Genomic DNA, 23,650 nt, shown 5'->3' on the forward strand with positions numbered 1-23,650 from the left:
TGCCACAGTGACCGTAAATCCCGAATGTCGGATTTGCGCGAAACAGGGAGAGTGGTCGTGGCACACGTACACGTGATCCTCAATCAGAAGGGCGGCGTGGGCAAATCCACGCTCGCCGTCAATCTCGCCGCCGTCACCGCCGACGTGCTCGGCGCCGGGGCCAAGGGCGGGCAGCCGCCCGTCGTCGCGGTCTCGATCGACCCGCAGGGGTCCGCCGTGTGGTGGTCGGAGCGGGTCGGCGACGGCCTGCCGTTCGACTTCGTCCAGGCGCACGACGACCTCCCCGGCCTCGCCGCGCTCGCCCGCATCCCGTCCGCCCAGCACGTCTTCGTCGACACCCCCGGCTGGCTCGACCTCGCGGAGACCGACGGCGACGACCCGCTCGGGAAAGGGCCCGCCGCCGACGCGCTGCGCGCCGTCCTCGACAGCGCGCACGACGTGATCGTGCCGATCGAGCCCGAGCCGCTGGGCTTCCAGCCCACGCAGCGGACCATCGAACGCGTCGTGAAGCCGCGCGGGCTGCCGTTCCGCGTGGTCATCAACAACTGGGACCCCCGCGACGGCAAGGCGGACCTCGACCAGACCCGCGCGTTCGTCGAGGCTCAGGACTGGCCGCTCGCGCGCACCGTCGTACGCCACTACAAGCTGCACACCCGCGCCTCAGCCGACGGCCTGGTCGTCACCCAGTACGGCGCCAACCGCGTCGCACTCCAGGCCCGCGAGGACTTCTTCCGGCTCGCCCTGGAGGTCGGCCTCGCGGTGATCCCCGCCCCGGCCGGGCCGAAGCGCCGCACCCGCGCCGCCAGGAAGGCGGTGGCGCGCTGATGGGCCGCCGCACCGACCTCGCCACCCTGCTCACGCCGGGCGACGTCCCGGCGCCGTCGGCCGGGCGGGACGCGTACCCGCTGACCGTCCCCGTCACGGACCTCGCCGAGAATCCCGACAACCCGCGCCACGAGCTGCGCGACCTGGACGGCCTGGCCCAGACCCTGCGTGAGCGCGGTGTGCTCCAGGCCCTCGGCGTCGTCTCCCGGGGCGCCTTCCTCGCCGCGCACCCGCAGCACGAGGCGGCCGTCGGCGACGCCCCCTATGTCGTCCTGCACGGCCACCGCAGGCTCGCCGCCGCCCGGCTCGCCGGGCTGCGCGAGGTGCCGGTGCTCGTACGGGAGGACGCGACGCGCACCGACGAGGACGCGCTGATCGAGAACGTCCAGCGCGACGACCTCACCGAGCTGGAGCAGGCGCAGGCCATCCAGGGCCTGATCACCGCGTACGGCTACTCGCAGCGGGAGGTGGCGGCCCGTATCGGAAAGACCCAGGGGTTCGTCTCGCAGCGGCTGTCGTTGACGCGGCTGCGGGAGGACCTGCAGGAGGCACTGGCCGACGGCCGGGTGTCGGTCGAGGACGCCCGGCGGATCGCCCGGCTGCCGCGCGACGAGCAGCGACTGCCCGGCGACGCGCAGGACGCGCCCGTACCGGTGCCCAAGGCGCGGCGGCGACGCGATTACGGCGTAATCACCCTCGACACCCGGAGCACCCCGGAGGAGCTGGTCGAGGAACTGCGCCGCCACCTGGCGCCCGCCGCCCTCGACAGGGTGGCGGAGCTGCTGGCCACCGCGCGCTGAGGCCGCACGCGCGAAGGGGCCGCCCCGCACGTGGTGTGCGGGGCGGCCCCTTCGGCGTACGAAAGGCGGGCGCGGAGCCGGGCGGGAGAGAGCGACCGACCGGCGGGGGCGCCTAGTAGATCGGCTTCTCCGGCTCGATCTGGTTGACCCAGCCGATGACGCCGCCACCGACGTGCACCGCGTCGGCGAAGCCGGCGGACTTCAGCACCGCGAGGACCTCCGCACTGCGGACACCCGTCTTGCAGTGCAGGACGATCTTCCGGTCCTGCGGGAGGTCCTGGAGGGCGCTGCCCATCAGGAACTCGTTCTTCGGGATCAGCCGCGCGCCGGGGATCGAGACGATCTCGTACTCGTTGACCTCGCGGACGTCGATGATGTCGATCTTCTCGTCGGCGTCGATCCACTCCTTGAGCTGCTGGGGAGTGATCGTGGAGCCGAGCGCCGCCTCCTGCGCCTCCTCGGACACGACGCCGCAGAAGGCCTCGTAGTCGATGAGCTCGGTGACGGTCGGGTTCTCGCCGCAGACCGCGCAGTCGGGGTCCTTGCGCACCTTGACCTGGCGGTACTGCATCTCCAGGGCGTCGTAGATCATCAGCCGGCCGACCAGCGGCTCGCCGATGCCGGCGAGGAGCTTGATGGCCTCGTTGACCTGGATCGACCCGATGGACGCGCAGAGCACGCCCAGCACGCCGCCCTCGGCGCAGGACGGGACCATGCCCGGCGGCGGGGGCTCGGGGTAGAGGCAGCGGTAGCACGGGCCGTGCTCGGACCAGAAGACCGACGCCTGGCCGTCGAAGCGGTAGATCGAGCCCCAGACGTACGGCTTGTTGAGCAGCACGCACGCGTCGTTGACCAGGTAGCGGGTCGCGAAGTTGTCGGTGCCGTCGACGATCAGGTCGTACTGGGAGAAGATCTCCATCACGTTCTCGGCTTCGAGCCGCTCTTCGTGCAGGACGACGTTCACGTAGGGGTTGATCCCGAGGACCGAGTCGCGGGCGGACTCGGCCTTCGAGCGGCCGATGTCGGCCTGGCTGTGAATGATCTGGCGCTGCAGGTTCGACTCGTCGACCTCGTCGAACTCCACGATGCCGAGCGTGCCGACGCCGGCCGCGGCGAGGTACATCAGCGCGGGCGAACCCAGGCCGCCTGCGCCCACGGCGAGGACCTTGGCGTTCTTCAGCCGCTTCTGCCCGTCCATCCCGACATCCGGGATGATCAGGTGGCGGGAGTACCTGCGAACCTCATCAACAGTGAGCTCGGCAGCGGGCTCGACCAGGGGTGGCAGCGACACGGGGACTCCGTAGGTCGGTCAATCAGTACGGTTGTTCTCCGCGTAACACTGCCACGCCCCTTCTCATTCCGAGACACCCGGTCCGATCCGCGAGACGATTTCGTCCCAGTAGCCGGGCAGTGTCTCGAATGCGGCGTTCTGTCCGTCCAGGTCGCCGACGACGGTCCGGTCCGTCAGGAAGACGGTTCCGGCGCCCTGCCAGCGGGCGATGCGGACGGCCTCCTCCAAGTGTGTGCGCGGCAGTCCGTGCACCAGGTGGCAGAAGCGCTCCGGCGGGTAGTCCGCCGTCCACTCCGCCACCTGTGACCAGCGGTAGTCCGTCCACGGCCCGGAGAACGTCACGAGCTGGTCGGCCGTCTCCGCATAGCCGGGGTACGGGTGCGTGCCGTGGCCGAGGACCAGGCGGCAGCCGCCCTCGGCCAGTCCGGACAGCATGGTGGTCAGGCGGCGGACACCCGGCAGGTCCGTCCGGTCGGTGGGACAGCGGTCCAGATAGAAGCCGTCGACCTTGTACCAGTCGCGGAACCGGTGCCCGTCGGAGACGAGCTCGCCGAAGGACCGCGCCCCGTACGCCACGTCGAGCCGCCCGAGCACGGGGACACCGGCGTTGCGCAGGCGGCCAGCGGCCTCCAGGCAGTGGGGGTCGGGGCGCTGTCCCGGGCCGTTGGCCACGTTGAGCGCCACCCAGTGCAACGGCGCACCCGGCCGGCTGAGTTCACCCCACTCCACCGGGGCGACGAGCGGGTGGGCGTATCCGGGGACCCCGACGCCCATCCGGTCGGCCGCGGTCGCCGCCGGCTGCCGCCGGGGCGTGGTCAGATGCGGCATGCCGCCTCCATCCAGATGTCCGCGAGCGACTCCTCCAGGTTGATCCTGGGCCGCCAGCCGAGGCGGTCGCGCGCGGTGCGCACATCGGCCTGCTGCCAGCTGCCGCAGCCGTCCGGGTACGGGTACGGGGCGCCCACGTGCTCCGGGGCCGTCTCGCCGCGCTGGGGGCCGACGGAGGCGAGCACGCCGCCCACTCCCCCGTTGCGCGCCGCCGCGGCGGCGCTGCCCGGCACGTAACCGGAAGGCGCGTCCAGTTCGTGCAGCGCGCCGCCGTAGCCGGCGACCCGGGCCAGGACCGCGGCGGCGTCCCGCAGCCGGACGGCGCGCCCGGTGCCGATGTTGATGGCGCCCTGCGCGGCGGACAGCGAGGCGGCGTGCACGGCGCGTGCCACGTCCCGCACGTCGACGAAGTCGCGCTGTACGCCGAGGCCGCTGAGCTTCAGCTCGCCGTCCCCCGCCTGCATCGCGCGCCGCATCGCCTCGGCGAGCCGCCCGAGCGGCGAACCCGCGGGGGTGCCGGGTCCGACCGGTGAGAAGACCCGGAGCACGACGGCGTCGAGTCCGGACCCGAGCACCAGCTCGGTGGCGGCGAGCTTGCTGACGCCGTACGGGCCGCCGGGGCGGGGCACGGCGTCCTCTGCGGTGGAGGACCCCGGCTGGGAGGGCCCGTACTCGGCGGCGCATCCCAGCTGTACGAGCCGCGCGCCGCAGCCGCTGCGGCGCAGGGCCTCGCAGACAGTCGCGACGGCGACGGTGTTGTGCCGGGTCAGGTCGCGCGCGCCGCCCCGGGTGGCGCCCGCGCAGTTGATGACGACACCGGGGTGCACGGCGTCCAGGAACCGGGTCAGCGCGCCGGGACTCCCGGTGGCGAGGTCGAAGCGTACGTCGGCGTCGTCGCCGCGCCCGAGGGCGGTGAGCTGCACGGCCGGGTCGGCGAGCAGCCGGTCGGCGACGAAGCGGCCGAGATATCCGTTGGCACCCAGCAGCAGCACCCTCATCGCGCGTCCCCTCGGTGCCGACCGGCTGAAGTTGGGGGTTGGGGGGTCATGGTCACGTTCTCCTTCGAGTGGGGCGGGATGAGTGCTGCGGTGTACGCCCGCGGCGTCGGCTCCGCGGGAGGTTTGTGGGCGGATCGGTACGGTCAGTGCGGTCCGTGGCGCAGGTCGGTGCGGGGGCAGCCGTCCGGTCCCTGCGGTCCGGCCGGTCCGTGGCGGCCGTCCGGTCCGGGCCGGTCCTCCGGCCGCCGCGCGGGTTCGGTGGCGCCCGTGCGGGCCCGGTCGGCGTGGGCCGAGGCGCGGGAGAGGGCCGCGGTGGCGTGGACGAGCAGGGCGAGCGCGGCCACGGCGCAGGCGAGCGCCGGGACGGCCGCCGCTCCCCCGACGGCGACGAGGCGCTCGACGGGCCGGGCGAGGGTGCCGCAACCGGGCAGACGGGCCGCGAGTACGGCGCACACCGCGCCGATCTGCGCCCCGGCGGCGGCCGCGAGCCCGGCGGAGGCGGACCGGGGGAAGCCGTGGACGGTGAGCAACCGGGCGAGGAAGAGGAGCGTGCCCAGGGCCGCACCGGCCGCCAGGACGGCTCCGCCGCTTCCCCCGCCGGCCGCCCCGGCTCCCGCCGCCGCGCCGACCGCGAGGTGCAGGGAGCCGAGCACGCACACGAAGAGGCCGGTGAGACCGAGGACGAGCGGACGGACCGACGCCCCGAAGTCCTCGGTGCCGCGGCTCGCGGCGAGCTTGCGCCGCGCCTGCGCGGCGAGGCGGTGCGCGCACCAGGCGGCGGGCGCGAGCGCGACGGCCAGGGCGACGAGCGTGGCCGTGCGCACCGGCCACGGTCCGTCGGGGCCGCCCGGGAGGAGCCGCGTGAGCAGCCCGTCGCCGAGGACGGCGTACCCGAGCAGCCAGCACACCCACAGGCGCGCGGCGGGCGCCGTACGCCCCTCGGCGCGCAGGGGCCCCCGGCGCAGGCACAGCGCGAGGGTCACGGCGACGACCAGTACGCCGCTCGCGCCGACCGCCCACCGGGCGCGCCCCTGGGCGAGTTCGAGCCCGGCGGCGGTCGCGGCGCACGCGACGCCGGGCAGCAGCGCGTACCCGACCCATCCGGCGTACGCGGGGGCCTCGTGCGCGGGGGCCGTGCCGGCGCCGTCGCCGGCGCGCGGCACGCGCGCGTACAGCTCCTCGGCGAGGGCGAAGACGTCCCGGTGGCGGAAGCGCGCGGCGGTCCTGTCGGTCACCCCGTGCGCTTCGAGCCCCGCGGCGATCTCCAGCGGGTCGACGGCGCGTTCGCACAGCTCCCGGTGCCGGTGCATGAGCGCCCGGACCGGGTCGGCCGGACCCCGGCGGGGCGGCGCCGCCGCCCTGGCGCGAGCGGGAGCGGCGGGCTCGGGCGCCGGGGGCGGCGCGTCGTGGTCCCAGGCGCCGGGGCTCACGGGCGTACGGGGTGCGTCCCACGCGCCCCTGCCGGGGAGGGCCGGCATACGGGTCGCGCTCATCGGCGGGCCTCCTGCGGTGACGGTCGTGGTGACGGGTCTCGCCGGGTCCTGCCGGCCGCTTCGCTCAGACATCGCGCTCCCCGGGCGCCGACCCGGCGCCCACCCGGTGCTCCGGCTCCGCGGCTTCCGCCCAGCTCGGGGCGGTTTCCCCGGCGCTCGCCCAGCGGACCGGCACGTGTGCTTCCGCCGGGTTGGCGAAGAGCGCGGGTTCGCCGTCCGCTCCCACCACTTCGCGGCGTACCGGGCAGTGCGAGATCAGCTCCAGGTAAATGCCGCGAAATGCCGCGAGATTCTGCTCGACGGTGAAGAGTTCGAGGGCGCGTGCGCGTGCCGCCGCTCCCAGTCGTTCGCGCCGCTGCGGGTCGCGCATCAGCGCCACGCATGCCTCGGCCAGAGCGCGGGGGTTGCGCGGCGGGACCACCAGGCCCGTGCCGCCGATGACTTCGACGACCGCGCCGACGTCCGTGGAAACCGTGGCCCGGCCGCAGAACATCGCCTCGACCAGGCTGACCGGAAAACCCTCGACGACGCTGGAGAGCACGACCACGCTGCCCGCCGCGTAGGCGTCGGCCAGGTCGGGCACCTCGGGGCCGCCGATCTCCTCGAAGGAGACCGGGTTGTCGCCGACGGCGTGCGCGTCGGCGGCCTCGTCCGGGAAGAGCTGGGCGGCGAGCGCCTCGCAGTGCGCGAGGTAGGCGGCGGCTTCGGCGCTCTGCGCGTGCCGGCTGTGGACGACGCGCAGCCGGGCCTGCGGCTCGGCCCTGCGCACGTCGGCGAAGGCGTGCAGCAGCGAGACGAGGTCCTTGGCCGGCTCGACGCGGCCGACCCAGACCAGGGTGCGGGGGTCGCCGCCGTCGGCGCCCTCCCCCACCGCCGCGAAGCGGTCCGACTCCATGCCGGGGTAGACCGTGCGCAGCTTCGCGCGGTCGGCGCCGCAGCGCTCCTGCCACCGCCTGGCGTGCGTGTTGCCGGGCGTGACGAGGGTGGCCTTGTCGTACACCTCGGCGGCGAGCTTGCCGTGGAAGGACGCGAGCAGGGCCCGGACGGGGGCGCTGCGGGCCGCGTCGCCGGCGGCGAGGTAGTGCGCGCGCAGTTGTACGCCGTACTCGGTGACCAGCAGCGGTACGCCGAAGAAGCGTTTGCCCAGCAGGCCCGGCAGGGCGGCGGACCCGCCCGAGGCCGCGTGGCACAGGTCGACGGCGCCGAGGCTCCGCTCGTCGTACCAGTCGAGGGACAGCGGCCGCAGGGCGCGCTCCAGCAGATCGACGAACTCCAGGTAGTCCGGCACCTTGGCGGCGTGGACGGCGCTGTTCGCGCCGGGCGCGCGGCAGGCGGCCTCCAGGGCGCGTACGGCGACCTCGGAGCGCAGGGCGGCGTGCAGCCCGCCGCGCTCCCCCGCCAGCTCGGCGAGGCCGTAAAGACCGGCGGCGAACCGGTCGCCGGCGTCCGCGTCGTCCGGCGAGCAGATCGCGCCGGCCAGCTCGCGGAAGTGCCCGGCGAAGCGGTGCCGCTCGCGCCGGCCGTACGTCGCGCCGTCGTCCTCGGGCGCCCACAGCGGCGCGGTCCGGACGCGCTGCACCTGGGGCGGCAGCGGCATCCAGCCGAGCGCCTCCTGGCGGGCGCTGCGGCTCAGGGCGTACAGGTCGAATTCGTGCTGCGCGAGCCCGCGCACGAGCCGGTCGCACCAGAGCCTGGACTCACCCGTCGCGTACGGGTAGCCACCCTCCGTCAGCAGTCCGATCCGCACGAGCGCACCCCCGATCTCCCTTGTGGGCGGCCGCCGTTGGTCCGGCGACTCGCAGCGGGACCGACCGTATGCGGACAGGGCGGTGACGCGACGGACGGTTGTCCATCGCGCCACCAAAAGGGGTGAACGCGCGTAACTTTCGCCCCACGGTCGCGTTCTGTCGCGCTAGAGGGCTTTTCGGTTACGCGGCGTCAGGTTGCGGCCTGTGCACAGCGGCCTCTCAACTGCCGGGGAAGACCCAGGGGTTGGGCTTGCATTCGATGCCGCCGATGTCGAGCGACTTCGTCTGCTGCTGCATGATCGGCGCGAGTTCGCCGGGCGTCTCGCAGTTCTTGTGACCGTGCCCGAGCCGGTGGCCGACCTCGTGGTTGATGAGCATCTGCCGGTACGCGAACATCTTGTCCTTGCCGAAGGTGTCGGCGCCCTGCGCCCAGCGGAACGCGTTGATCATGACGCGCTCCGTGGCCGCCGAGTCGCACGAGACGTTGCCGGACAGCGTGTCGAGACCGGACTTGGCGCACCACTCACCCGTGGTGCCGGGACTCGCGAGCGTGACCACGAAGTCGGGCCGCCCGGAGGAGATCCGTTCGAACGTCATGGCGCCGTCGTGCGCCCAGCTCCGGTCGTCGTTGAGGGTCTCCTGCACAGCGCGGGCGAAGACCGCGCCGTCAAGCCCGAGCCCCTTCTCGACGTCCACCCGATAGGAGTACTTCTGCCCCTTGCCCGGTGCCTTGTCGAACCCGCCGATGGCCTGAAAGTCACCCTTGCCGGTCAGCTTCGGGTCGATCGGGTACGTCCGGGCCATCTGCTGCGCGTACGTCGCCGGAGCGTCCGCCACTGCCCGCGAGGGCGTCGGCCGGGGCTCCGAACGCGAGGCGTCGCTCTCGCGGGTGCTCCGGTCACCGGCGGCCGGGGACGCGACGGGCTCCTGCTCGCCCTGGGCGACCTGCCCGGCCACGACGACGGCGAGGACGGTGGTCACGGCGGCCGCCGCGATCCCGGTGAAGGTCCGGCCCCTGCCGCCCTTGGCCGGTGCGGCGTCCTGAAGGTCGTCGCCGTCGCGCCCGTCACCACCGGTGCCGGTGGCCTCGTCCGGCTCCCGGCCGTCGGCCGGGCCGACCGGGCCGGCCTGCGACGGAACCCGGGGCGGGGCGTCGAACGCCTCGACGAACTCCTGCCGCGGTCCGGGGATCCGCGCCCCGGCCGCCGCGTAGCGCGCCTGCGCGGTTCCCTGCGCCGGTGTGTGCCCCGGAGCCTGACCCCGCGCGTGAGCCTGTGTCTGCGCCGGCGTCTGCTCGGCGGGCGGCCCCTGCGGTCCGCGCGGCGCCCCCTGCCAGTCGCCGTACCGGCCGCCGGGCGCGGCGCCCCAGCCGCCTCCGGCCTCCCGCTGCTCGGGGTGGCCGCCGCGCACCTGCGGCACCCCGTGAGCCGGAGTGCCGCCGTACTGCTGCTGCTGCCGCGCCTGCGGCTGTGCCTGTGGTCTGCGGGCCCCGGGGGGCGGCGCGACGTCGTACCCCGCCGCGTCCGGTCCTGACGCGGCCTGCCGGCCGCGGCCCGGTATGGCGGGCTTCTCGGCGGCCCCCTTGGGTGCGGGGCCTCGGCGACTATGACGTCCCACGCGCCGGATCAGCTCCTGCCGCTGTCATTGATCAGGTCCCGGACGGCGTTCGCGACCGTCTCCGGGTATTCCATCATCGCCACGTGCCCCGCGTCGGGCAGGGTCAGCAGCCGCGAATCGCGGAACGCCGCGGCCGCCCTGCGCGCCATACGGTACGACACGAGCTGGTCCCGTCCTCCGTACACGAGCAGCGTCGGCGCGAGCACCCGCTCCGCCTGCCGCCACAGACCGTGCTGTCCGCCCAGGGTGTACGCGTCGACGATGCCCCGCGCCGAACGCGTCATCGCGTCCCAGAAGTACGGCAGTTGCAGCCGCCGCTCCATTTCCTGGACGGCGTGCTCGAACGCCTCGGGCGTGACCGCCCCGGGATCGCCGTAACACAGCGCCATCACACCGCGGGTGCGCTGCTCGGCGGTCCAGTCCTTGCTGAGCCGGGCGAACAGCGAGGCGATGCCGGGCAGGGCGAGCAGCCCGGTCGGCACCGCCGTGCGCTGCACCCGCAGTTCCGGCAGGGCGGGCGACACGAGCGTGAGCGTGCGGACCAGGTCGGGCCGGACGGCGGCTACGCGGGTGGCGACCGCGCCGCCCAGCGAGTTGCCGAAGAGGTGGACCGGTCCGCGTCCGCCCGCGTCGATCAGGCGGATGCAGGCGCGCGCCAGCCCGCTGACCGAGTAGTTGCCGTCGTCGGGCGGTGGGGAGTCCCCGAAGCCGGGCAGGTCGACCGCCTCGCCGTCCACGGCGTCGGCGAGCAGCGGCATCAGCGCCGACCAGTTCTGGGAGGACCCGCCGAGCCCGTGCACGTAGAGCGCGGGCGGCAGTCCGGTGCGCGCCGGGGGCCGGGAGCGCACGTTCAGCGTCAGCCCCGGAAGGGTGACGGAGCGCAGCTTCTCCCCCTCGGCGACCCGCACGGCGCTGACCCGCGGCACCGCGGTGGCGGCGGCGAGGCTGGTACCGGGCAGCTCGGTCGAAGACATGCGGCAATGTTACGAGACGATCACGCACTGAATCGTGTGTTCGCCGTCACAGATCTACCCTCGGAGCAAAGGGGGTACGCGACCGCCCCCGTTTCCTCCCGAAAGGCGGCCCCGCATGTCCGTCGATCCGACCGACCCCGAGAGCTTCACCGAAGAGGAGACCCCCGAGGACTCCGACGTGCTCGCCGACGACGCCTCGGAGGCGGACGCGGCGGAGCAGCGCACGGAGTGGCAGCAGTCGCACGACGACCGTCCGACCGGCATCGACACCGGGGAGGCGGCGGACGGGGACGCCGCCGAGCAGGCCCGTGTGGTCACCGTCGACGAGGACGACTACCGCTGACGGGACCGTGCGAAGCCCCGTCCGGCGACCGATCGGCACGTGATCGGCCTTCCCCGGCCGTCCGGTCCGTGAAATTCTCCGTCCGCACCGCGCGCTCCCGCATTACCCAAAAGTACGATGGCGGGCGCGGCGCACACGGCGCACGGAACGGCCGTGCTGTTGAAAGGCCGCGACACTGAAAGACATGGGAGGCGGCGTGACAGCCACCGAGCAGACAGAGGCGGCACGCCCACGCGGCACACGCCTGCCCCGCCGAGCCCGACGCAATCAACTTCTGGGCGCGGCGCAGGAGGTCTTTGTCGCGCAGGGGTACCACTCGGCGGCGATGGACGACATCGCCGAGCGCGCCGGTGTGAGCAAGCCGGTCCTGTACCAGCACTTCCCGGGAAAGCTCGAGCTGTACCTGGCCCTCCTGGACCAGCACTGCGAGTCGCTGCTCCAGGCGGTGCGAACCGCCCTCGCCTCGACCACGGACAACAAGCTGCGCGTGGCCGCGACGATGGATGCCTATTTCGCGTACGTCCAGGACGAGGGCGGGGCGTTCCGCCTGGTCTTCGAGTCGGACCTGACCAACGAGCCGGCGGTGCGCGAGCGGGTCGACCGGGTGTCGCTCCAGTGCGCCGAGGCGATCAGTGAGGTCATCGCGGAGGACACCGGTCTGTCCAAGGACGAGTCGATGCTGCTCGCCGTCGGACTCGGCGGGGTGTCGCAGGTGGTCGCCCGCTACTGGCTCTCCAGCGGCAGCACGATCCCGCGCGACACCGCGGTGCAGCTCCTGACGTCGCTCGCCTGGCGCGGCATCGCGGGCTTCCCGCTGCACGGCAGCGAGCACTGAGGCGGCCGGCGCGGGCCTGAAACGGTCCGCCGCGGGACGCGGCCGGGGCGTGTTCCCGATCCGTGTTCGCTTCTGGCGTGCGGCGTCGGAGCGTTCCGTGTCCCCTCACCGGGCTAATGTGTGCTGCGTACGGCGCGACGACCGCGCACCGCAGCACTGACCGTCGGAGGGACATAGCCGTGGAGGTCAAGATCGGCGTGCAGCACGCGCCCCGGGAGATCGTTCTGGAGAGCGGGCAGTCCGCCGAGGAGGTCGAGCGCGCGGTGTCCGACGCGCTGGCCGGCAAGGCGCAGCTGCTCAGCCTCAAGGACGACAAGGGCCGTACGGTCCTCGTTCCCGCCGACCGGATCGCCTACGTGGAGATCGGCGAGCCGGCGACGCGCAGGGTGGGCTTCGGCGCGCTGTAGGCGTCGGACGCGGGGCGGCATCAGCGGCACCGCACAGCATCACCGCAGACGGAACCGGCCCGGTGGGACTTCCCACCGGGCCGGTTCCGTCTGTGCGCGCGGGGGCGGCGCGGACGCCCGCGGCCCCGGCCTTCGACGTGCGCGGACGTGGGGCGCGGACCTGTTCGGCGGGCCGGTGGAGGGTTGCCTTCCGCGAGGCGGGGGTAGTACGGGCTACGACCCATTCGCACCCTGGCCGCACGGGAGGAACCCACGTGATCCTGCTGGAAGCTCTCGGCTCCCTAGCCCTCGGCTTCGCCCTCGCCTGGGCGGCTGTCCACCGGCTCGCCGACCGGCTGCCCTCGCGGCGCGTCGTGCTGGCCGCGGGGCCGCTCGGGTCCCTGTTCGGTGCGTACGTCACCCACTCCGCACTCGGCCCGGGTCATGTCGTGGCGACGCTGATCGGCGCGGTGGCGGTGGGAGCGGTTCTGCTCTCGCTCCTCATCCGCCCCAGGGGCCGCATCCGCCGTTCGGCGGCGGCGTAGCGTCCGCTTGTCGGCGTTACGCCGCCAGGCCGAGCGCGGCCATGCGCTTGGTGTGCGCCTCGGTGATCCGCGAGAACATCCGGCCGACCTCGGCCAGATCGAAGCCGTCGGCGACGCCGCCCACGAGCATCGTGGACAGGGCGTCACGGTCGGCCACCACCCGCTGGGCCTGCGAGAGCGCCTCGCCCATCAGCCTGCGTGCCCACAGCGCGAGCCGGCCGCCGCAGCGCGGGTCGGCCTCGATCGCGGCGCGCACCTTCTCCACGGCGAAGTTCCCGTGACCCGTGTCGTCGAGCACGGCGAGCACCAGCGCCCGGGTGTCGGAGTCGAGCCGCTCCGCGACCTCGCGGTAGAAGTCGCTGGCGATCGAGTCGCCGACGTACGCCTTGACCAGGCCCTCCAGCCAGTCGGACGGCGCGGTCTGGCGGTGGAAGTCGTCGAGCGCCTTGGCGAAGGGCTCCATGGCCGCCGTCGGCTCCTCGTCGATCGCGGTCAGCCGGTCCCGCAGCCGCTCGAAGTGGTGGAACTCCGCCGACGCCATCTTCGCCAGCTCGGCCTTGTCGGCCAGCGTCGGGGCCAGCTTGGCGTCCTCGGCGAGGCGCTCGAAGGCGGCCAGCTCGCCGTACGCGAGCGCGCCCAGCAGGTCCACGACCGCGGCGTGGTAGTTCGGCTCGGTGGACGCCGTGGCCCAGTCCTGGGCCGCGATACCGGTCCGGGGTGTCTCTTCGGGTGCAGTGGCGTTGTCAGGCGTCTCCATGAACGGCACAATAGCCCGCCCTTCCGGGGGCGTAAGGGCCTGGTCAGCCCCCGGCCTCCCCCCGATCCGGTAAATCGTACCGACACACCTGCGCGATTCCGGGGTACAGTGGTAAAGTGCTAGCAGAGTGCCCAGGGCATTTCGCGGCGCAATTGAATGAGGATGCCCGGTCGGTGGCCCGATCGGCTCCGACCCGACAGCCCTCCACGCGGGGCGTACCAAGGCGTACGACCGCAAGATGAGGGGCCCCCTCAGCGACATGAGCGCTTGAGCGACGGCATGTGGTCCCGCGCCCCCGGCCCGTATTTCCGGCCGGAAGAGAACCAGGCACGGTACGACCCCCATCGTTCGCCTCGGGTCGCGTCTCACAGAAGAGGCAGCACCCTGACTACGTTCCGAGACCTCGGGATCCTTTCCGAGACCGCCGAGGCCCTTGAGGCCGTCGGCATCATGTCCCCCTTTCCCATCCAGGAGATGACGCTCCCCGTCGCGCTTTCCGGCAGCGACGTCATCGGCCAGGCCAAGACCGGCACCGGCAAGACGCTCGGTTTCGGCCTGCCGCTGCTGGAGCGCGTGACCGTCCCCGCGGACGTCGAGGCCGGCCGGGCGGCGCCCGAGAAGCTGACCGAGGCCCCGCAGGCGCTCGTCGTCGTCCCCACCCGTGAGCTGTGCCAGCAGGTCACCAACGACCTGCTGACCGCCGGCAAGGTGCGCAACGTCCGCGTGCTCGCCATCTACGGCGGCCGTGCGTACGAGCCGCAGGTCGAGGCGCTCAAGAAGGGCGTCGACATCGTCGTGGGCACCCCCGGGCGGCTGCTGGACCTCGCGGGCCAGAAGAAGCTCGACCTCTCCCATGTGCGCTCGCTCGTCCTCGACGAGGCCGACGAGATGCTCGACCTGGGCTTCCTGCCCGACGTCGAGAAGATCATGAAGATGCTGCCGCCGAAGCGCCAGACGATGCTGTTCTCGGCGACCATGCCGGGCGCGGTCATCGGCCTGGCCCGCCGGTACATGTCACAGCCGACGCACATCAGCGCCACGTCGCCCGACGACGAGGGCGCGACCGTCGCGAACATCACGCAGCACGTCTTCCGCGCGCACAACATGGACAAGCCGGAGCTCGTCTCCCGCATCCTCCAGGCCGACGGCCGCGGACTCGCGATGATCTTCTGCCGTACGAAGCGCACCGCCGCCGACATCGCCGAGCAGCTGGAGAAGCGCGGCTTCGCCTCCGGCGCGGTACACGGCGACCTCGGCCAGGGCGCGCGCGAGCAGGCGCTGCGGGCGTTCCGCAACGGCAAGGTCGACGTGCTGGTCTGCACCGACGTCGCCGCGCGCGGCATCGACGTCGAAGGTGTGACGCACGTCATCAACTACCAGTCGCCCGAGGACGAGAAGACGTACCTGCACCGCGTCGGCCGCACCGGCCGCGCGGGCGCCAAGGGCATCGCCGTCACGCTGGTCGACTGGGACGACATCCCGCGCTGGAAGCTCATCAACAAGGCGCTGGACCTGCCGTTCGACGAGCCGGAGGAGACGTACTCCACGTCGGCCCACCTGTACGAGATCCTGAGCATCCCCGCCGGCACCAAGGGCATACTGCCCCGGGCCGACCGGAACCGCGCCGGTCTGCGCGCGGAAGAGGTGGAGGACCTCGGCGAGACGGGTGGCCGCGGCCGCAGGTCCGCGCCGGCCGCCGCCGCTCCCGCGGTCGTCGAGGAGCGCGCCCCGCGTACGCCGCGTCAGCGTCGCCGCACCCGCAACGGCACGCCGGTGCCGGCCGACGAGGCGACGGCGGTGTCGCAGGCCCCCGCGGCCACGGCGACCGCCGAGGCTCCTGCCGAGCCGCGCACGCCGCGCCGCCGTCGTCGCACCCGCTCGGCCGAGGCCGTCGTGGAGACGGTGGAGGCTCCGGTCCCCGCGCCCGCCGCGGAGCCCGAGGCGCAGGCCCCGAAGGCTCCCCGCCGCCGTACGCGCACCGCCAAGACGGCCGAGGCCGTCACCGAGGCGCCGGCGACCGCCGAGGCCGAGGCCGCACCGGCCAAGGCGCCGCGCCGCCGCACCCGCGCCGTGGCCGCCGTCGAGACGGTGGAGGCCGCGGTACCCGCCCCGGCGACGGAGGCCGAGGCCCCCAAGGCACCGCGTCGCCGCACCCGCGCCGCCGCTGCCGTGGACACCGCCGAGGTCCAGGTCCCCGCGCCCGCGACGGAGGCGGAGGCCCCGAAGGCCCCCCGCCGCCGTACGCGCACCGCCAAGACGGCCGAGGCCGCCACCGAGGCACCCGCGACCGCCGAGGCGGAGGCCGCACCGGCCAAGGCCCCGCGCCGCCGCACCCGCGCCGCCGCCCAGTCGGAGAGCTGAGCGGCGCCGCACGGCTGAGCAGACCGTCCGATGGCCCGGTCCCCGTTCGCGGGGGCCGGGCCATCGACGCGTTAGCCTCGTCGCATGAGCAGGCCGCCCACGTTCACTCCGCCCCCCGGCACCCGCGCGCTCCCGCTGCGCACCTCGCGCGGCGTGTTCGCCGCGCTCGAAGCCGGGCCCCGGCACGCCGAGCCCAGAGGAACCGCGCTGCTCCTGCCGGGATACACCGGCAGCAAGGAAGACTTCATCGCGATGCTGGTGCCCCTCGCGGAGGCGGGCTACCGGGCCGTCGCGGTCGACGGGCGCGGCCAGTACGAGTCCGAGGGTCCCGCTGACGAACTGGGCTACGCCCAGGCCGAGTTGGGGCTGGACGTGCTCGCCCAGGCGGAGGCCGCCGGCCGGCCCGTACATCTCGTCGGGCACTCGCTCGGCGGCCAGATCGCCCGCGCCGCCGTGCTGCGCGACGCCTCGCCGTTCGCTTCGCTGACCCTCATGTCCTCGGGTCCCGCCGAGGTGTCGGCGGCCCAGCAGCAGAAGATCGCACTGCTGACGCAGGCGCTCGAAACCATGACGATGGATCAGGTCTGGGAAGCCATGCGGGCGCTGGACCCGCCGGAGGACGCCGACCTCGACGGCACCGCCCTGCGCGCCCGCTGGCTGCGCCACAATCCCGCCCAGCTCATCGCGACGGGACGGCAGTTGACCGGCGAGCCGGACCGGGTGGCCGCCCTCGCGGCCGTGGGGCTCCCGGTGCACGTGGTGTCGGGAGCCTCGGACGACACCTGGCCGGTGCCGCTGATCGACGACATGGCCGAGCGGCTCGGCGCGTACCGGTCGGTGATCGAGGGGGCCGAGCACTCGCCCAACACCGACCGGCCCGAGGAGACCGCGAAGGCGCTGGCGGGGTTCTGGGACTCCCTCTAGCGCCGGGGCGGCCTAGTACTGGGCCTGAAGGTGCTGCCAGAAGCCGTCCCGCAGCGCCCGCCGCAGGTCCGCGTGCCCGCGCAGGGAGCGCTGGAGCAGCCGCTCCGCCTCCACCAGGAGCTCCTGGTCCACGGACCCGGGCAGGTACGGGTGGCCCGGCAGCAGATCCGCCAGTGAATCACGGCCGCGCGCCCCGATCCACGCCGCCGCGATCTGCGCGCCGATGAACCGGACGTCCTCGCGGGTCGGCCGCGGCGCGCCCTCGTTCTCGTACGTCGTCACCGGGCGGCGCGTGACGTACGGCTTGCAGAAGTCGAGGTCGAACGTGCGCTGGCTGTCGACCTCCCACAGGAGCGGCTCCGCCTGGTTGCGCCCCTCCCCCGCCTCGATGCCCCACAGGTGGACCCGCGCGCCGTACCCCTGGGCCGCCTCGACCGCCGAGACGAGGTCCTCGTCGCCGCCCACCAGGGCCGCGTCGCTGATCGCGCGGTGCCGAGCGAGCGATTCGAGGTCCGTACGGATCAGGGAGTCGACGCCCTTCTGCTGGTTGTTGGCGTTGAGGTTGCCCAGGCGCACCTTGACGTCGGGCAGCTCGGCGATCGACTGCTGCTCGGTGGTGTGGATGCGGCGCCTGGCTCCGTCGTACCAGTAGACCCGCAGCAGCCTGCTGTCCGCGAAGATCGTGCGGGCCTTGTCGATGAAGGCCTCGATGATCCCTTCCGCGTCGAGGTCGAAGGACCTGCGGTCCTCGGTCCCGGTCACGAGCAGCCCGGCCGCCGCGTAGACGTACCCGGCGTCGACGAAGATCGCGTGCGTGGAAGGGGTCTTCGCCACCTCGACCAGCATGCGCTGGAGCAGCTCGTTGGTGCGTTCCAGGCGGGCGGTGACCCTGGCGAGTTCGGTGGGGCCCGAAGGCTGTGCGTCGTCCATACGGCTCTCATTGTCCGTGGCGTGAGCGAGCGGGCACAACCGGTGGGCCTACCGGCCGGTATTTAGAGTGACGAAAATTTTCTTTAGCGTAGGGAATGACTGGGGTGGGCAGACAGTTGTCATCAGTAGAGAACGCGAGGCGCCCAGCCTCGCGTTCCCGTACACAGTTCTCCAGCAGGAGGATCAGACGAAGGGAGAAGCCTTGCGCTTCGAAATCATGCGCCTGGACGACGTCGACGGTTCGGCCGTCGACAGCACCGTCGTGGACGCCGCCTCCGTCAACCGGATCGTGCAGCAGGCCGCCTCCGTCGGCCAGCGCATCTACATCCGCCCGGCCGAGACCTCGGCTTCATAACACTCTGTAGTGGTTTGTTTTGAGGTGAGAAGCGCCCCCGTACGCGTGTACGGGGGCGCTCGTGCGTCCGGGGCCGGGCCGACCCGCCCCGGGGTCCGGGGTCAGCTGCCCTGGATCACCTGGGTGACGCCGTTGATGATCTGCTGCACCGCGATCGCGGACAGCATCATGCCCGCGAGACGCGTCACCAGCACCACGCCGCCGTCCTTGATCACGCGGATGATCACCAGCGAGTAGCGCATGGTCAGCCACAGCACCACGTGCATCGCGACGATCGCCGCCCAGACCGAGACCTGGCTCTTGACGCTCCCGGCGTGCTGGACGGCGAGGATGACGGAGACGATCGCACCGGGGCCGGCGAGCAGCGGCATGCCCAGCGGCACGAGGGCGACGTTGACGTCCTTGGTCTGCGTCGGCTCGTCGGTCTTGCCGGTCAGGAGGTCGAGCGCGATCAGGAGCAGCAGCAGGCCGCCCGCGATCATCAGCGCGGGAACGGACACGTGCAGGTAGTCGAGGATCTGCTGGCCCAGCACGCCGAAGACGGCGATCACGCCGAAGGCGACGGCGACGGCCTGCCAGGCCATCCTGCGCTGCACCTTGGCAGGCCGGCCCGAGGTGAGGGCGAGGAAGATCGGGGTGATCCCAGGGGGGTCCATAATCACAAAAAGCGTGAGAAAGAGGGATCCGAAGACAGCGAAGTCGAGCACAGTGAGGCCTTGCGAGAAGAGGGGTCTTACGAGGGAGACGAGGGGCCGCGACAGCAGGCGCGGTTACGGGCGGCGGCTTCCGCCCGCGCCCGGCACGGGGAACGCACCGGTCGCGCGCCGCGTGATCTCGCCGTAGATCTCGGGATCCGTGGTGAACTCGCCGAGCCGTACGGTCTTGCGGCTGCCGTGGTAGTCGCTGGACCCGGTGACCAGCAGCCCGAGGTTGGCGGCGAGGCCGCGCAGGCGCGCGCGGGTCTGCTCGTCGTGGTCCATGTGGTCGACCTCGATGCCGTCGAGGCCCGCCGCCGCGAGCGCCGCTATCGCGCTCTCGGGGACGATGTCGCCGCGCTTGGCGGCGCCGGGGTGCGCGAAGACGGTGACGCCGCCGGCCGCCTTGACGAGGCGGATCGCGTCGAACGGGTCGAGCTCGTGCTTGTCGACGTACGCGCGGCCGCCGTTGGCCAGCCACTCGGGAGTGAAGGCGTCGGAGACGCTCTCCACGACGCCGAGCTCCACCAGCGCGGACGCGATGTGCGGGCGGCCGACCGAGCCGTCCCCGGCGATACGGGCCACCTGGTCCCACTCGACCGGGACGCCCAGCTCCCGCAGCTTGCCGACCATCGCCCGGGCACGGGGCACGCGGTCGTCGCGCACCAGCTCGCGCTCGCGCGACAGCTCGGGCTCGTCGGGGTCGAAGAGGTACGCCAGCATGTGCAGCCCGATGCCGTCGAGACGGCAGGAGAGCTCGGCGCCGGTGACGAGCGTCAGCCCGTCCGGGAGCGCGGCGATCGCCTCGGCGTGGCCGCGCGTGGAGTCGTGATCGGTCAGCGCCACGACGTCGAGTCCGGCCGCCGCCGCGTTGCGCACCAGCTCGGCGGGGCTGTCCGTGCCGTCCGAAGCCGTGGAGTGGGTGTGCAGGTCGATGCGCACGACGCGGGACTCCGGGGCTCGGCGGGACGGGGGGACCGGTCAAGGATAGCCGGGAATCGAACACCCCCCGGTCCGCCCGTGCCGGTCCCGGCGGCCCCGGTCAGGCCAGCAGCCTCGGCGACAGCGCCCCGCACGGTACGAGGTCCACCTCCGCGCCAGCGTCGCGAAGATCGGTCAGTATCAGCTCGTCGTACATCATCAGCCCCGACTGCTCCGGCCAGACGACGGCCCACAGCCACAGTCCGCACGCCTCGCCGGCGAAGACGGCGCGGTCGTCGGGGACTCCGGACAGATGCCACAGCGGCGTGGGCCGGCCGGCCGCCATCAGCTTGGCCTGCGGCGGCTTGTCCATGCTCATGTACGCCCCGGGGTCCGGGCCCTGCACGCCGGCGTACCGCGCGCCGAGACCGACGCCCAGCTCCTCCGCGACGAGCAGCATCTCGCCGAGGCCGCCGAGCGGTCCGGGTCCCGAGCAGGCGACGACGGTGGCCCGCGAGCCACTGCGGTCGTCACCCGCGCAGGTCACCCCTGTGAACAGCCAGCCGACCGGGAGCGGCCAGGGCATCCACACCGGGACCTTGGCGCGTTTCACGGCCACCGTGAGCGCCTCGACGCTGGGTGGCACCACGGGCTGCAGCGGGTGCACCGTCCCGTGCACATCGCACTGCCAGGAGTCGGCAAAGAGACCGGGCGCCCTGACCCGGCCACCGCACTTCGGGCAACTGGGTTCGCCCCTCATAGGCCCCAACGGTCCTCCCCGGCCGTCCCCGCGTCAAGGACGATCACCCGTCCGGAGCGTGCCCTTGCCCGGGAAATGTAGATGCACTCTGCATTCATTGGCCCACCGCACGGCGGCGGTGAGTGGACCGAGCCGCACACCCGCTCGTGGTCGCCGCCGGGGCCGCCGCCATCGGAGCGCGGCGTACCCCACCGGTCCACCGCTCCGGGGATCCGGTCCCGGCCCTGGCCGGGAGAGCGGCCGCACGGGTCAGTCGAGCGGCACGGACGCGCGCAGCGGGTCGCGCAGGTCCGTGCCGTGCGACAGCCAGCGCTCCTGGAGTTCCTGCGCTCCCTTGACCCGCTTCCACGCCGCCTCGTTCGGCGTCATCGGCAGCAGCGGCAGGAAGCGCACCGGGTCCATCGGGGCGTCCAGCTCCAGGTCCTCGACCAGGCCACCGGACTCAGCGACCAGTACGGAGCTGAAGGGCGCCCCCGGCCACAGCGGCTCCCCGAGGTCCAGGGACGCGCCGGGGGCCACGATCACACCCTCGACCTGCGGAGACGCCGCCAGGACCGCGAGCGGGCGCAGCACCTTGTCGGTGTCGGCGAGCCCGGCCCGTACCGACAGGACCAGCTCGGCGCGCGGGCCCTTCACCGGATCGGCCAGGACGGCCGTCGGGTCGGCCATCGGCTGGGCCGACATGCCGAGGGTGGCGTAGCGGATGACGTCGCCGTCGACGAAACGCAGTACCTCCATGCGGTCCGTACCGAGGAACGTGACAGCGGCGCGCGCGTCCGGTTCGCCCAGCGTCGTACGCAGACGGGCTTCGACCAGCGCAAGAACATCTCCCATGCGGCGAGCATAAGTCGCGTGGGGAAGGGGCAAGGGAGGGACTTGACACAACAGTGGGCTGATAGTCTTGGCCGCTGGTCAGGGCAGCACGCAGAAGCGTGGCTTTCGAGTCCCGACATCACGTCATCCCCCACGGGGGACCGGCCGGAGGAGGTGGGGCTGCGGTGGATCGAAGTCGTCCCGGCAGTACCAACCGCTCTTCCGCACCGTCAGTGTTCCCCGGGGCCTGAGCCCCTTCGTACCCGGTCGCCAGCCGGTGAAACCCATGGGGCTCACGGCATTTCGCACGACGGAAGAGCACTTCGTTTTTGCCTGATCCGTGTCTGAGCGAACGCCGTCACCGCGTCTTTGCGGTGCCGCCCGCTTTGCCGACGTACGGCCGCCCCGACGCCGTGGCCCGCACGTCTCCATTCCGGGCAGCGCCATGCCTCGCAGACGGCTTCTCCGTGAAGGAGCCCCGCCATGTCGATGATCCGTGACCTGCGCGCAGCGGTCCGTCCGTCCCTGCGCAAGAGCAGCGCCGTGTACAGCGGTTACGACACCACCCGAGACCCGTCCGCGAGCAGCGCGGTCGTGGACTGCGCCGTCTACCGCGACGGGCGCCGGGTGAAGAACGCCGAATGCCTCACCCCGCACGAGGCGATGGTCCGCGTCCGGGAGGGCGGCGGCTTCGCCTGGATCGGTCTGCACGAGCCGACCGAGGAGGAATTCGCCGGTATCGCGGCCGAGTTCGGGCTGCACCCGCTGGCCGTGGAGGACGCCGTCCACGCACACCAGCGGCCCAAGCTGGAGCGGTACGACGACACCCTGTTCACCGTCTTCAAGACGATCCACTACGTCGAGCACACCGAACTGACCGCCACCAGCGAGGTCGTGGAGACCGGCGAGGTGATGTGCTTCACCGGCAAGGACTTCGTCATCACCGTGCGGCACGGCGGCAAGGGCTCGCTGCGCGCGCTGCGCCACCGGCTGCAGGACGATCCGGAGCTGCTCGCCAAGGGGCCCTCGGCGGTGCTGCACTCGATCGCCGACCATGTCGTCGACGGGTACATCGCGGTGGCGGCGGCCGTACAGGACGACATCGACGAGGTCGAGATCGACGTCTTCTCGGCGCCGGCCAAAGGCAGTCCGCGCGGCTCGGACGCGGGCCGGATCTACCAGCTCAAGCGGGAGGTCCTGGAGTTCAAGCGGGCGGTCGCACCGCTGCTGCGGCCGATGCAGCAGCTCAGCGAGCGGCCGATGCGGCTGATCGACCCGGACATCCAGAAGTACTTCCGGGACGTCGCCGACCACCTCGCGCGGGTGCACGAGGAGGTCGTCGGTTTCGACGAGCTGCTGAACTCGATCCTCCAGGCCAACCTGGCGCAGGCGACGGTCGCCCAGAACGAGGACATGCGCAAGATCACGTCCTGGGCGGCGATCGTGGCCGTACCGACGATGATCTGCGGGGTCTACGGCATGAACTTCGACCACATGCCGGAGCTGCACTGGCGGTACGGCTATCCGCTCGTCCTCGGCTCCATCGTCGTCGTCTGTGTCAGCATCCACCGCACCCTCAAGCGGAACGGCTGGCTCTGACCACGAGCGCGAGGCCGGCCAGGATCACCGCCAGCGCCGGGTAGGCGGCCGTCGGCGGCTGCTGGCCGAGCCAGAGCGCGGCGATCAGGGCGGCGCCCGGGGTCTCCAGGAGGATCGCCGTCGAGGTGACGGAGGGGCCCAGGGTGCTCACGACGCGGTTGAGCAGGGAGTGGCCGAGGAGCTGGGCGGCGGCGGTGAGCGCGGCCAGCTGGAGCCAGGTGGTGGCGCTGTACCCGCCGAGGTCGGCGCCCGCCACCAGGCAGGTGACCAGCAGGATCAGGGCGGTCGTGGAGTAGCAGACGTAGGTGTACGCCGTGGTGCTCACCGTCCGCCGCACCTCGGCCCCGAGCAGGACGTAGCCCGCGGCCGCGATGCCGCCGCCCAGCGCGAGGGCGTCGCCCGCGAGGGCGCGCGGGGACAGCGTCATGTCGACGCCGGTCAGGATGACGACGCCGACGACGGCGAGCAGGGTGCCGGCCCACACCATGCGCGGCGGCCGGTGGCCGCGCATCCGCAGCAGGATCGTCGTCCAGATCGGGGTGGTGGTGCACAGCGCGGTCGAGGACGCCACGGACGTCATGCGCAGGCTGGGCAGCCAGAGCCCGAAGTGCAGGGCGAGCAGCGCGCCTGCGGCGACGGCGAGCAGCAGCGGCCTGCGGCCGATGCCGCGCAGTGCGGCGCGATGCTTGAGCAGCACGACCGGGCTCAGGACGCCGACCGCCATGGCGTTGCGCCAGAACGCGATGGCGAGCGCGGGGGCGGCGGTGGCCGCGATGAGCGGCGCGGAGAACGACACGCTGGCGACGGCGACGCCGAGCAGGACGAGATCGACGCGGGGCGCGGCGGGGAGGC

General features: G+C 73.0%; 24 protein-coding genes. 10 read left to right on the forward strand and 14 right to left on the reverse strand.

Features of this window, described 5'->3' with window-relative positions; genetic code table 11:
• The first annotated feature begins 57 nt into the window (after positions 1-57).
• Positions 58-825 (forward strand): nucleotide-binding protein, encoded by a 768-nt coding sequence (locus E2E34_RS06165; protein WP_208765161.1) that lies wholly within the window; start codon positions 58-60, stop codon positions 823-825.
• The gene (locus E2E34_RS06170) at positions 825-1,625 is read left to right on the forward strand and encodes a ParB/RepB/Spo0J family partition protein (protein WP_138900897.1); all 801 of its coding nucleotides are present in this window, start codon (positions 825-827) and stop codon (positions 1,623-1,625) included. The genes E2E34_RS06165 and E2E34_RS06170 overlap by 1 nt, the downstream gene beginning before the upstream one ends.
• Before the next feature lie 112 nt (positions 1,626-1,737).
• Here the strand turns inward: E2E34_RS06170 and moeZ are convergent, their stop codons facing one another.
• The 7 genes from moeZ to E2E34_RS06205 all read right to left on the reverse strand — a co-directional run bounded on the left by moeZ (position 1,738) and on the right by E2E34_RS06205 (position 10,574).
• Positions 1,738-2,916 carry an adenylyltransferase/sulfurtransferase MoeZ gene (gene moeZ / locus E2E34_RS06175; protein WP_138900898.1) on the reverse strand — a complete coding sequence of 393 codons (1,179 nt, stop codon included), beginning with the start codon at positions 2,914-2,916 and terminating at the stop codon, positions 1,738-1,740.
• Between the two features lie 63 nt (positions 2,917-2,979).
• Complete coding sequence (locus tag E2E34_RS06180) at positions 2,980-3,744, reverse strand: spherulation-specific family 4 protein (RefSeq protein ID WP_138900899.1); 765 nt, start codon at positions 3,742-3,744, stop codon at positions 2,980-2,982.
• Positions 3,732-4,742: an SDR family oxidoreductase gene (locus E2E34_RS06185; RefSeq protein WP_138900900.1), complete on the reverse strand. Its 1,011-nt coding sequence runs from the start codon at positions 4,740-4,742 to the stop codon at positions 3,732-3,734. Before E2E34_RS06185 ends, E2E34_RS06180 begins: the two co-directional genes overlap by 13 nt.
• A gap of 143 nt (positions 4,743-4,885) precedes the next feature.
• Complete coding sequence (locus tag E2E34_RS06190; protein WP_138900901.1) at positions 4,886-6,235, reverse strand: hypothetical protein; 1,350 nt, start codon at positions 6,233-6,235, stop codon at positions 4,886-4,888.
• A 64-nt stretch (positions 6,236-6,299) separates the two neighbouring features.
• Positions 6,300-7,982: a DUF3492 domain-containing protein gene (locus tag E2E34_RS06195; protein ID WP_138900902.1), complete on the reverse strand. Its 1,683-nt coding sequence runs from the start codon at positions 7,980-7,982 to the stop codon at positions 6,300-6,302.
• A gap of 220 nt (positions 7,983-8,202) precedes the next feature.
• Positions 8,203-9,600: a DUF3152 domain-containing protein gene (locus tag E2E34_RS06200; protein ID WP_138900903.1), complete on the reverse strand. Its 1,398-nt coding sequence runs from the start codon at positions 9,598-9,600 to the stop codon at positions 8,203-8,205.
• Between the two features lie 8 nt (positions 9,601-9,608).
• Positions 9,609-10,574, reverse strand: coding sequence for an alpha/beta hydrolase (locus E2E34_RS06205; protein ID WP_138900904.1), 966 nt, complete (start codon positions 10,572-10,574; stop codon positions 9,609-9,611).
• Positions 10,575-10,689: 115 nt separating this feature from the next.
• Here E2E34_RS06205 and E2E34_RS06210 point away from each other — a divergent pair, with 115 nt between their 5' ends.
• From E2E34_RS06210 to E2E34_RS06225, 4 genes are all read left to right on the forward strand, one after another.
• Positions 10,690-10,917, forward strand: coding sequence for a hypothetical protein (locus tag E2E34_RS06210; protein WP_138900905.1), 228 nt, complete (start codon positions 10,690-10,692; stop codon positions 10,915-10,917).
• Between the two features lie 196 nt (positions 10,918-11,113).
• Positions 11,114-11,752 (forward strand): TetR/AcrR family transcriptional regulator, encoded by a 639-nt coding sequence (locus E2E34_RS06215; protein WP_069930470.1) that lies wholly within the window; start codon positions 11,114-11,116, stop codon positions 11,750-11,752.
• A 179-nt stretch (positions 11,753-11,931) separates the two neighbouring features.
• A complete protein-coding gene (locus tag E2E34_RS06220; RefSeq protein WP_189715631.1) occupies positions 11,932-12,159 on the forward strand; it encodes a DUF3107 domain-containing protein in 228 nt (75 codons plus the stop codon).
• 257 nt (positions 12,160-12,416) lie between these two features.
• Complete coding sequence (locus tag E2E34_RS06225; RefSeq protein ID WP_138900917.1) at positions 12,417-12,683, forward strand: hypothetical protein; 267 nt, start codon at positions 12,417-12,419, stop codon at positions 12,681-12,683.
• A gap of 16 nt (positions 12,684-12,699) precedes the next feature.
• Here E2E34_RS06225 and E2E34_RS06230 read toward each other — a convergent pair whose 3' ends face one another.
• Entirely contained in the window at positions 12,700-13,440 is a 741-nt protein-coding gene (locus E2E34_RS06230; protein WP_069930471.1) for a ferritin-like fold-containing protein, read from the reverse strand.
• A 279-nt stretch (positions 13,441-13,719) separates the two neighbouring features.
• Between E2E34_RS06230 and E2E34_RS06235 the strand changes: the two genes are divergently transcribed.
• Together E2E34_RS06235 and E2E34_RS06240 are read left to right on the forward strand one after the other, a co-directional pair.
• Complete coding sequence (locus E2E34_RS06235) at positions 13,720-15,801, forward strand: DEAD/DEAH box helicase (RefSeq protein WP_138900918.1); 2,082 nt, start codon at positions 13,720-13,722, stop codon at positions 15,799-15,801.
• Between the two features lie 84 nt (positions 15,802-15,885).
• Positions 15,886-16,725, forward strand: coding sequence for an alpha/beta fold hydrolase (locus E2E34_RS06240; RefSeq protein WP_138900907.1), 840 nt, complete (start codon positions 15,886-15,888; stop codon positions 16,723-16,725).
• 12 nt (positions 16,726-16,737) lie between these two features.
• On the opposite strand, the gene E2E34_RS06245 is transcribed toward E2E34_RS06240, so the two are convergent.
• Positions 16,738-17,655 carry an NYN domain-containing protein gene (locus E2E34_RS06245; RefSeq protein ID WP_138900908.1) on the reverse strand — a complete coding sequence of 306 codons (918 nt, stop codon included), beginning with the start codon at positions 17,653-17,655 and terminating at the stop codon, positions 16,738-16,740.
• A 202-nt stretch (positions 17,656-17,857) separates the two neighbouring features.
• Between E2E34_RS06245 and E2E34_RS35310 the strand changes: the two genes are divergently transcribed.
• Positions 17,858-18,010, forward strand: a complete 153-nt coding sequence (locus tag E2E34_RS35310) for a DUF8834 family protein (RefSeq protein ID WP_093799180.1) — start codon at positions 17,858-17,860, stop codon at positions 18,008-18,010.
• Between the two features lie 101 nt (positions 18,011-18,111).
• On the opposite strand, the gene E2E34_RS06250 is transcribed toward E2E34_RS35310, so the two are convergent.
• The 4 genes from E2E34_RS06250 to E2E34_RS06265 form a co-directional block, all read right to left on the reverse strand.
• Positions 18,112-18,717 (reverse strand): MarC family protein, encoded by a 606-nt coding sequence (locus E2E34_RS06250; RefSeq protein ID WP_138900909.1) that lies wholly within the window; start codon positions 18,715-18,717, stop codon positions 18,112-18,114.
• 63 nt (positions 18,718-18,780) lie between these two features.
• Positions 18,781-19,647, reverse strand: a complete 867-nt coding sequence (locus E2E34_RS06255; protein WP_138900910.1) for a PHP domain-containing protein — start codon at positions 19,645-19,647, stop codon at positions 18,781-18,783.
• A 100-nt stretch (positions 19,648-19,747) separates the two neighbouring features.
• Positions 19,748-20,386: a DUF6758 family protein gene (locus E2E34_RS06260; RefSeq protein WP_138900911.1), complete on the reverse strand. Its 639-nt coding sequence runs from the start codon at positions 20,384-20,386 to the stop codon at positions 19,748-19,750.
• A 249-nt stretch (positions 20,387-20,635) separates the two neighbouring features.
• Positions 20,636-21,220: a suppressor of fused domain protein gene (locus E2E34_RS06265; RefSeq protein WP_138900912.1), complete on the reverse strand. Its 585-nt coding sequence runs from the start codon at positions 21,218-21,220 to the stop codon at positions 20,636-20,638.
• Positions 21,221-21,682: 462 nt separating this feature from the next.
• On the opposite strand from E2E34_RS06265, the gene E2E34_RS06270 reads away from it, so the two are divergent.
• A complete protein-coding gene (locus tag E2E34_RS06270) occupies positions 21,683-22,798 on the forward strand; it encodes a magnesium and cobalt transport protein CorA (protein ID WP_138900913.1) in 1,116 nt (371 codons plus the stop codon).
• Here the strand turns inward: E2E34_RS06270 and E2E34_RS06275 are convergent.
• Positions 22,776-23,618 (reverse strand): DMT family transporter, encoded by an 843-nt coding sequence (locus E2E34_RS06275; RefSeq protein WP_138900919.1) that lies wholly within the window; start codon positions 23,616-23,618, stop codon positions 22,776-22,778. The genes E2E34_RS06270 and E2E34_RS06275 overlap by 23 nt on opposite strands.
• Positions 23,619-23,650 lie beyond the last annotated feature (32 nt).

Source organism: Streptomyces albidochromogenes, assembly GCF_005981925.1.
GTDB lineage: Bacteria > Actinomycetota > Actinomycetes > Streptomycetales > Streptomycetaceae > Streptomyces > Streptomyces albidochromogenes.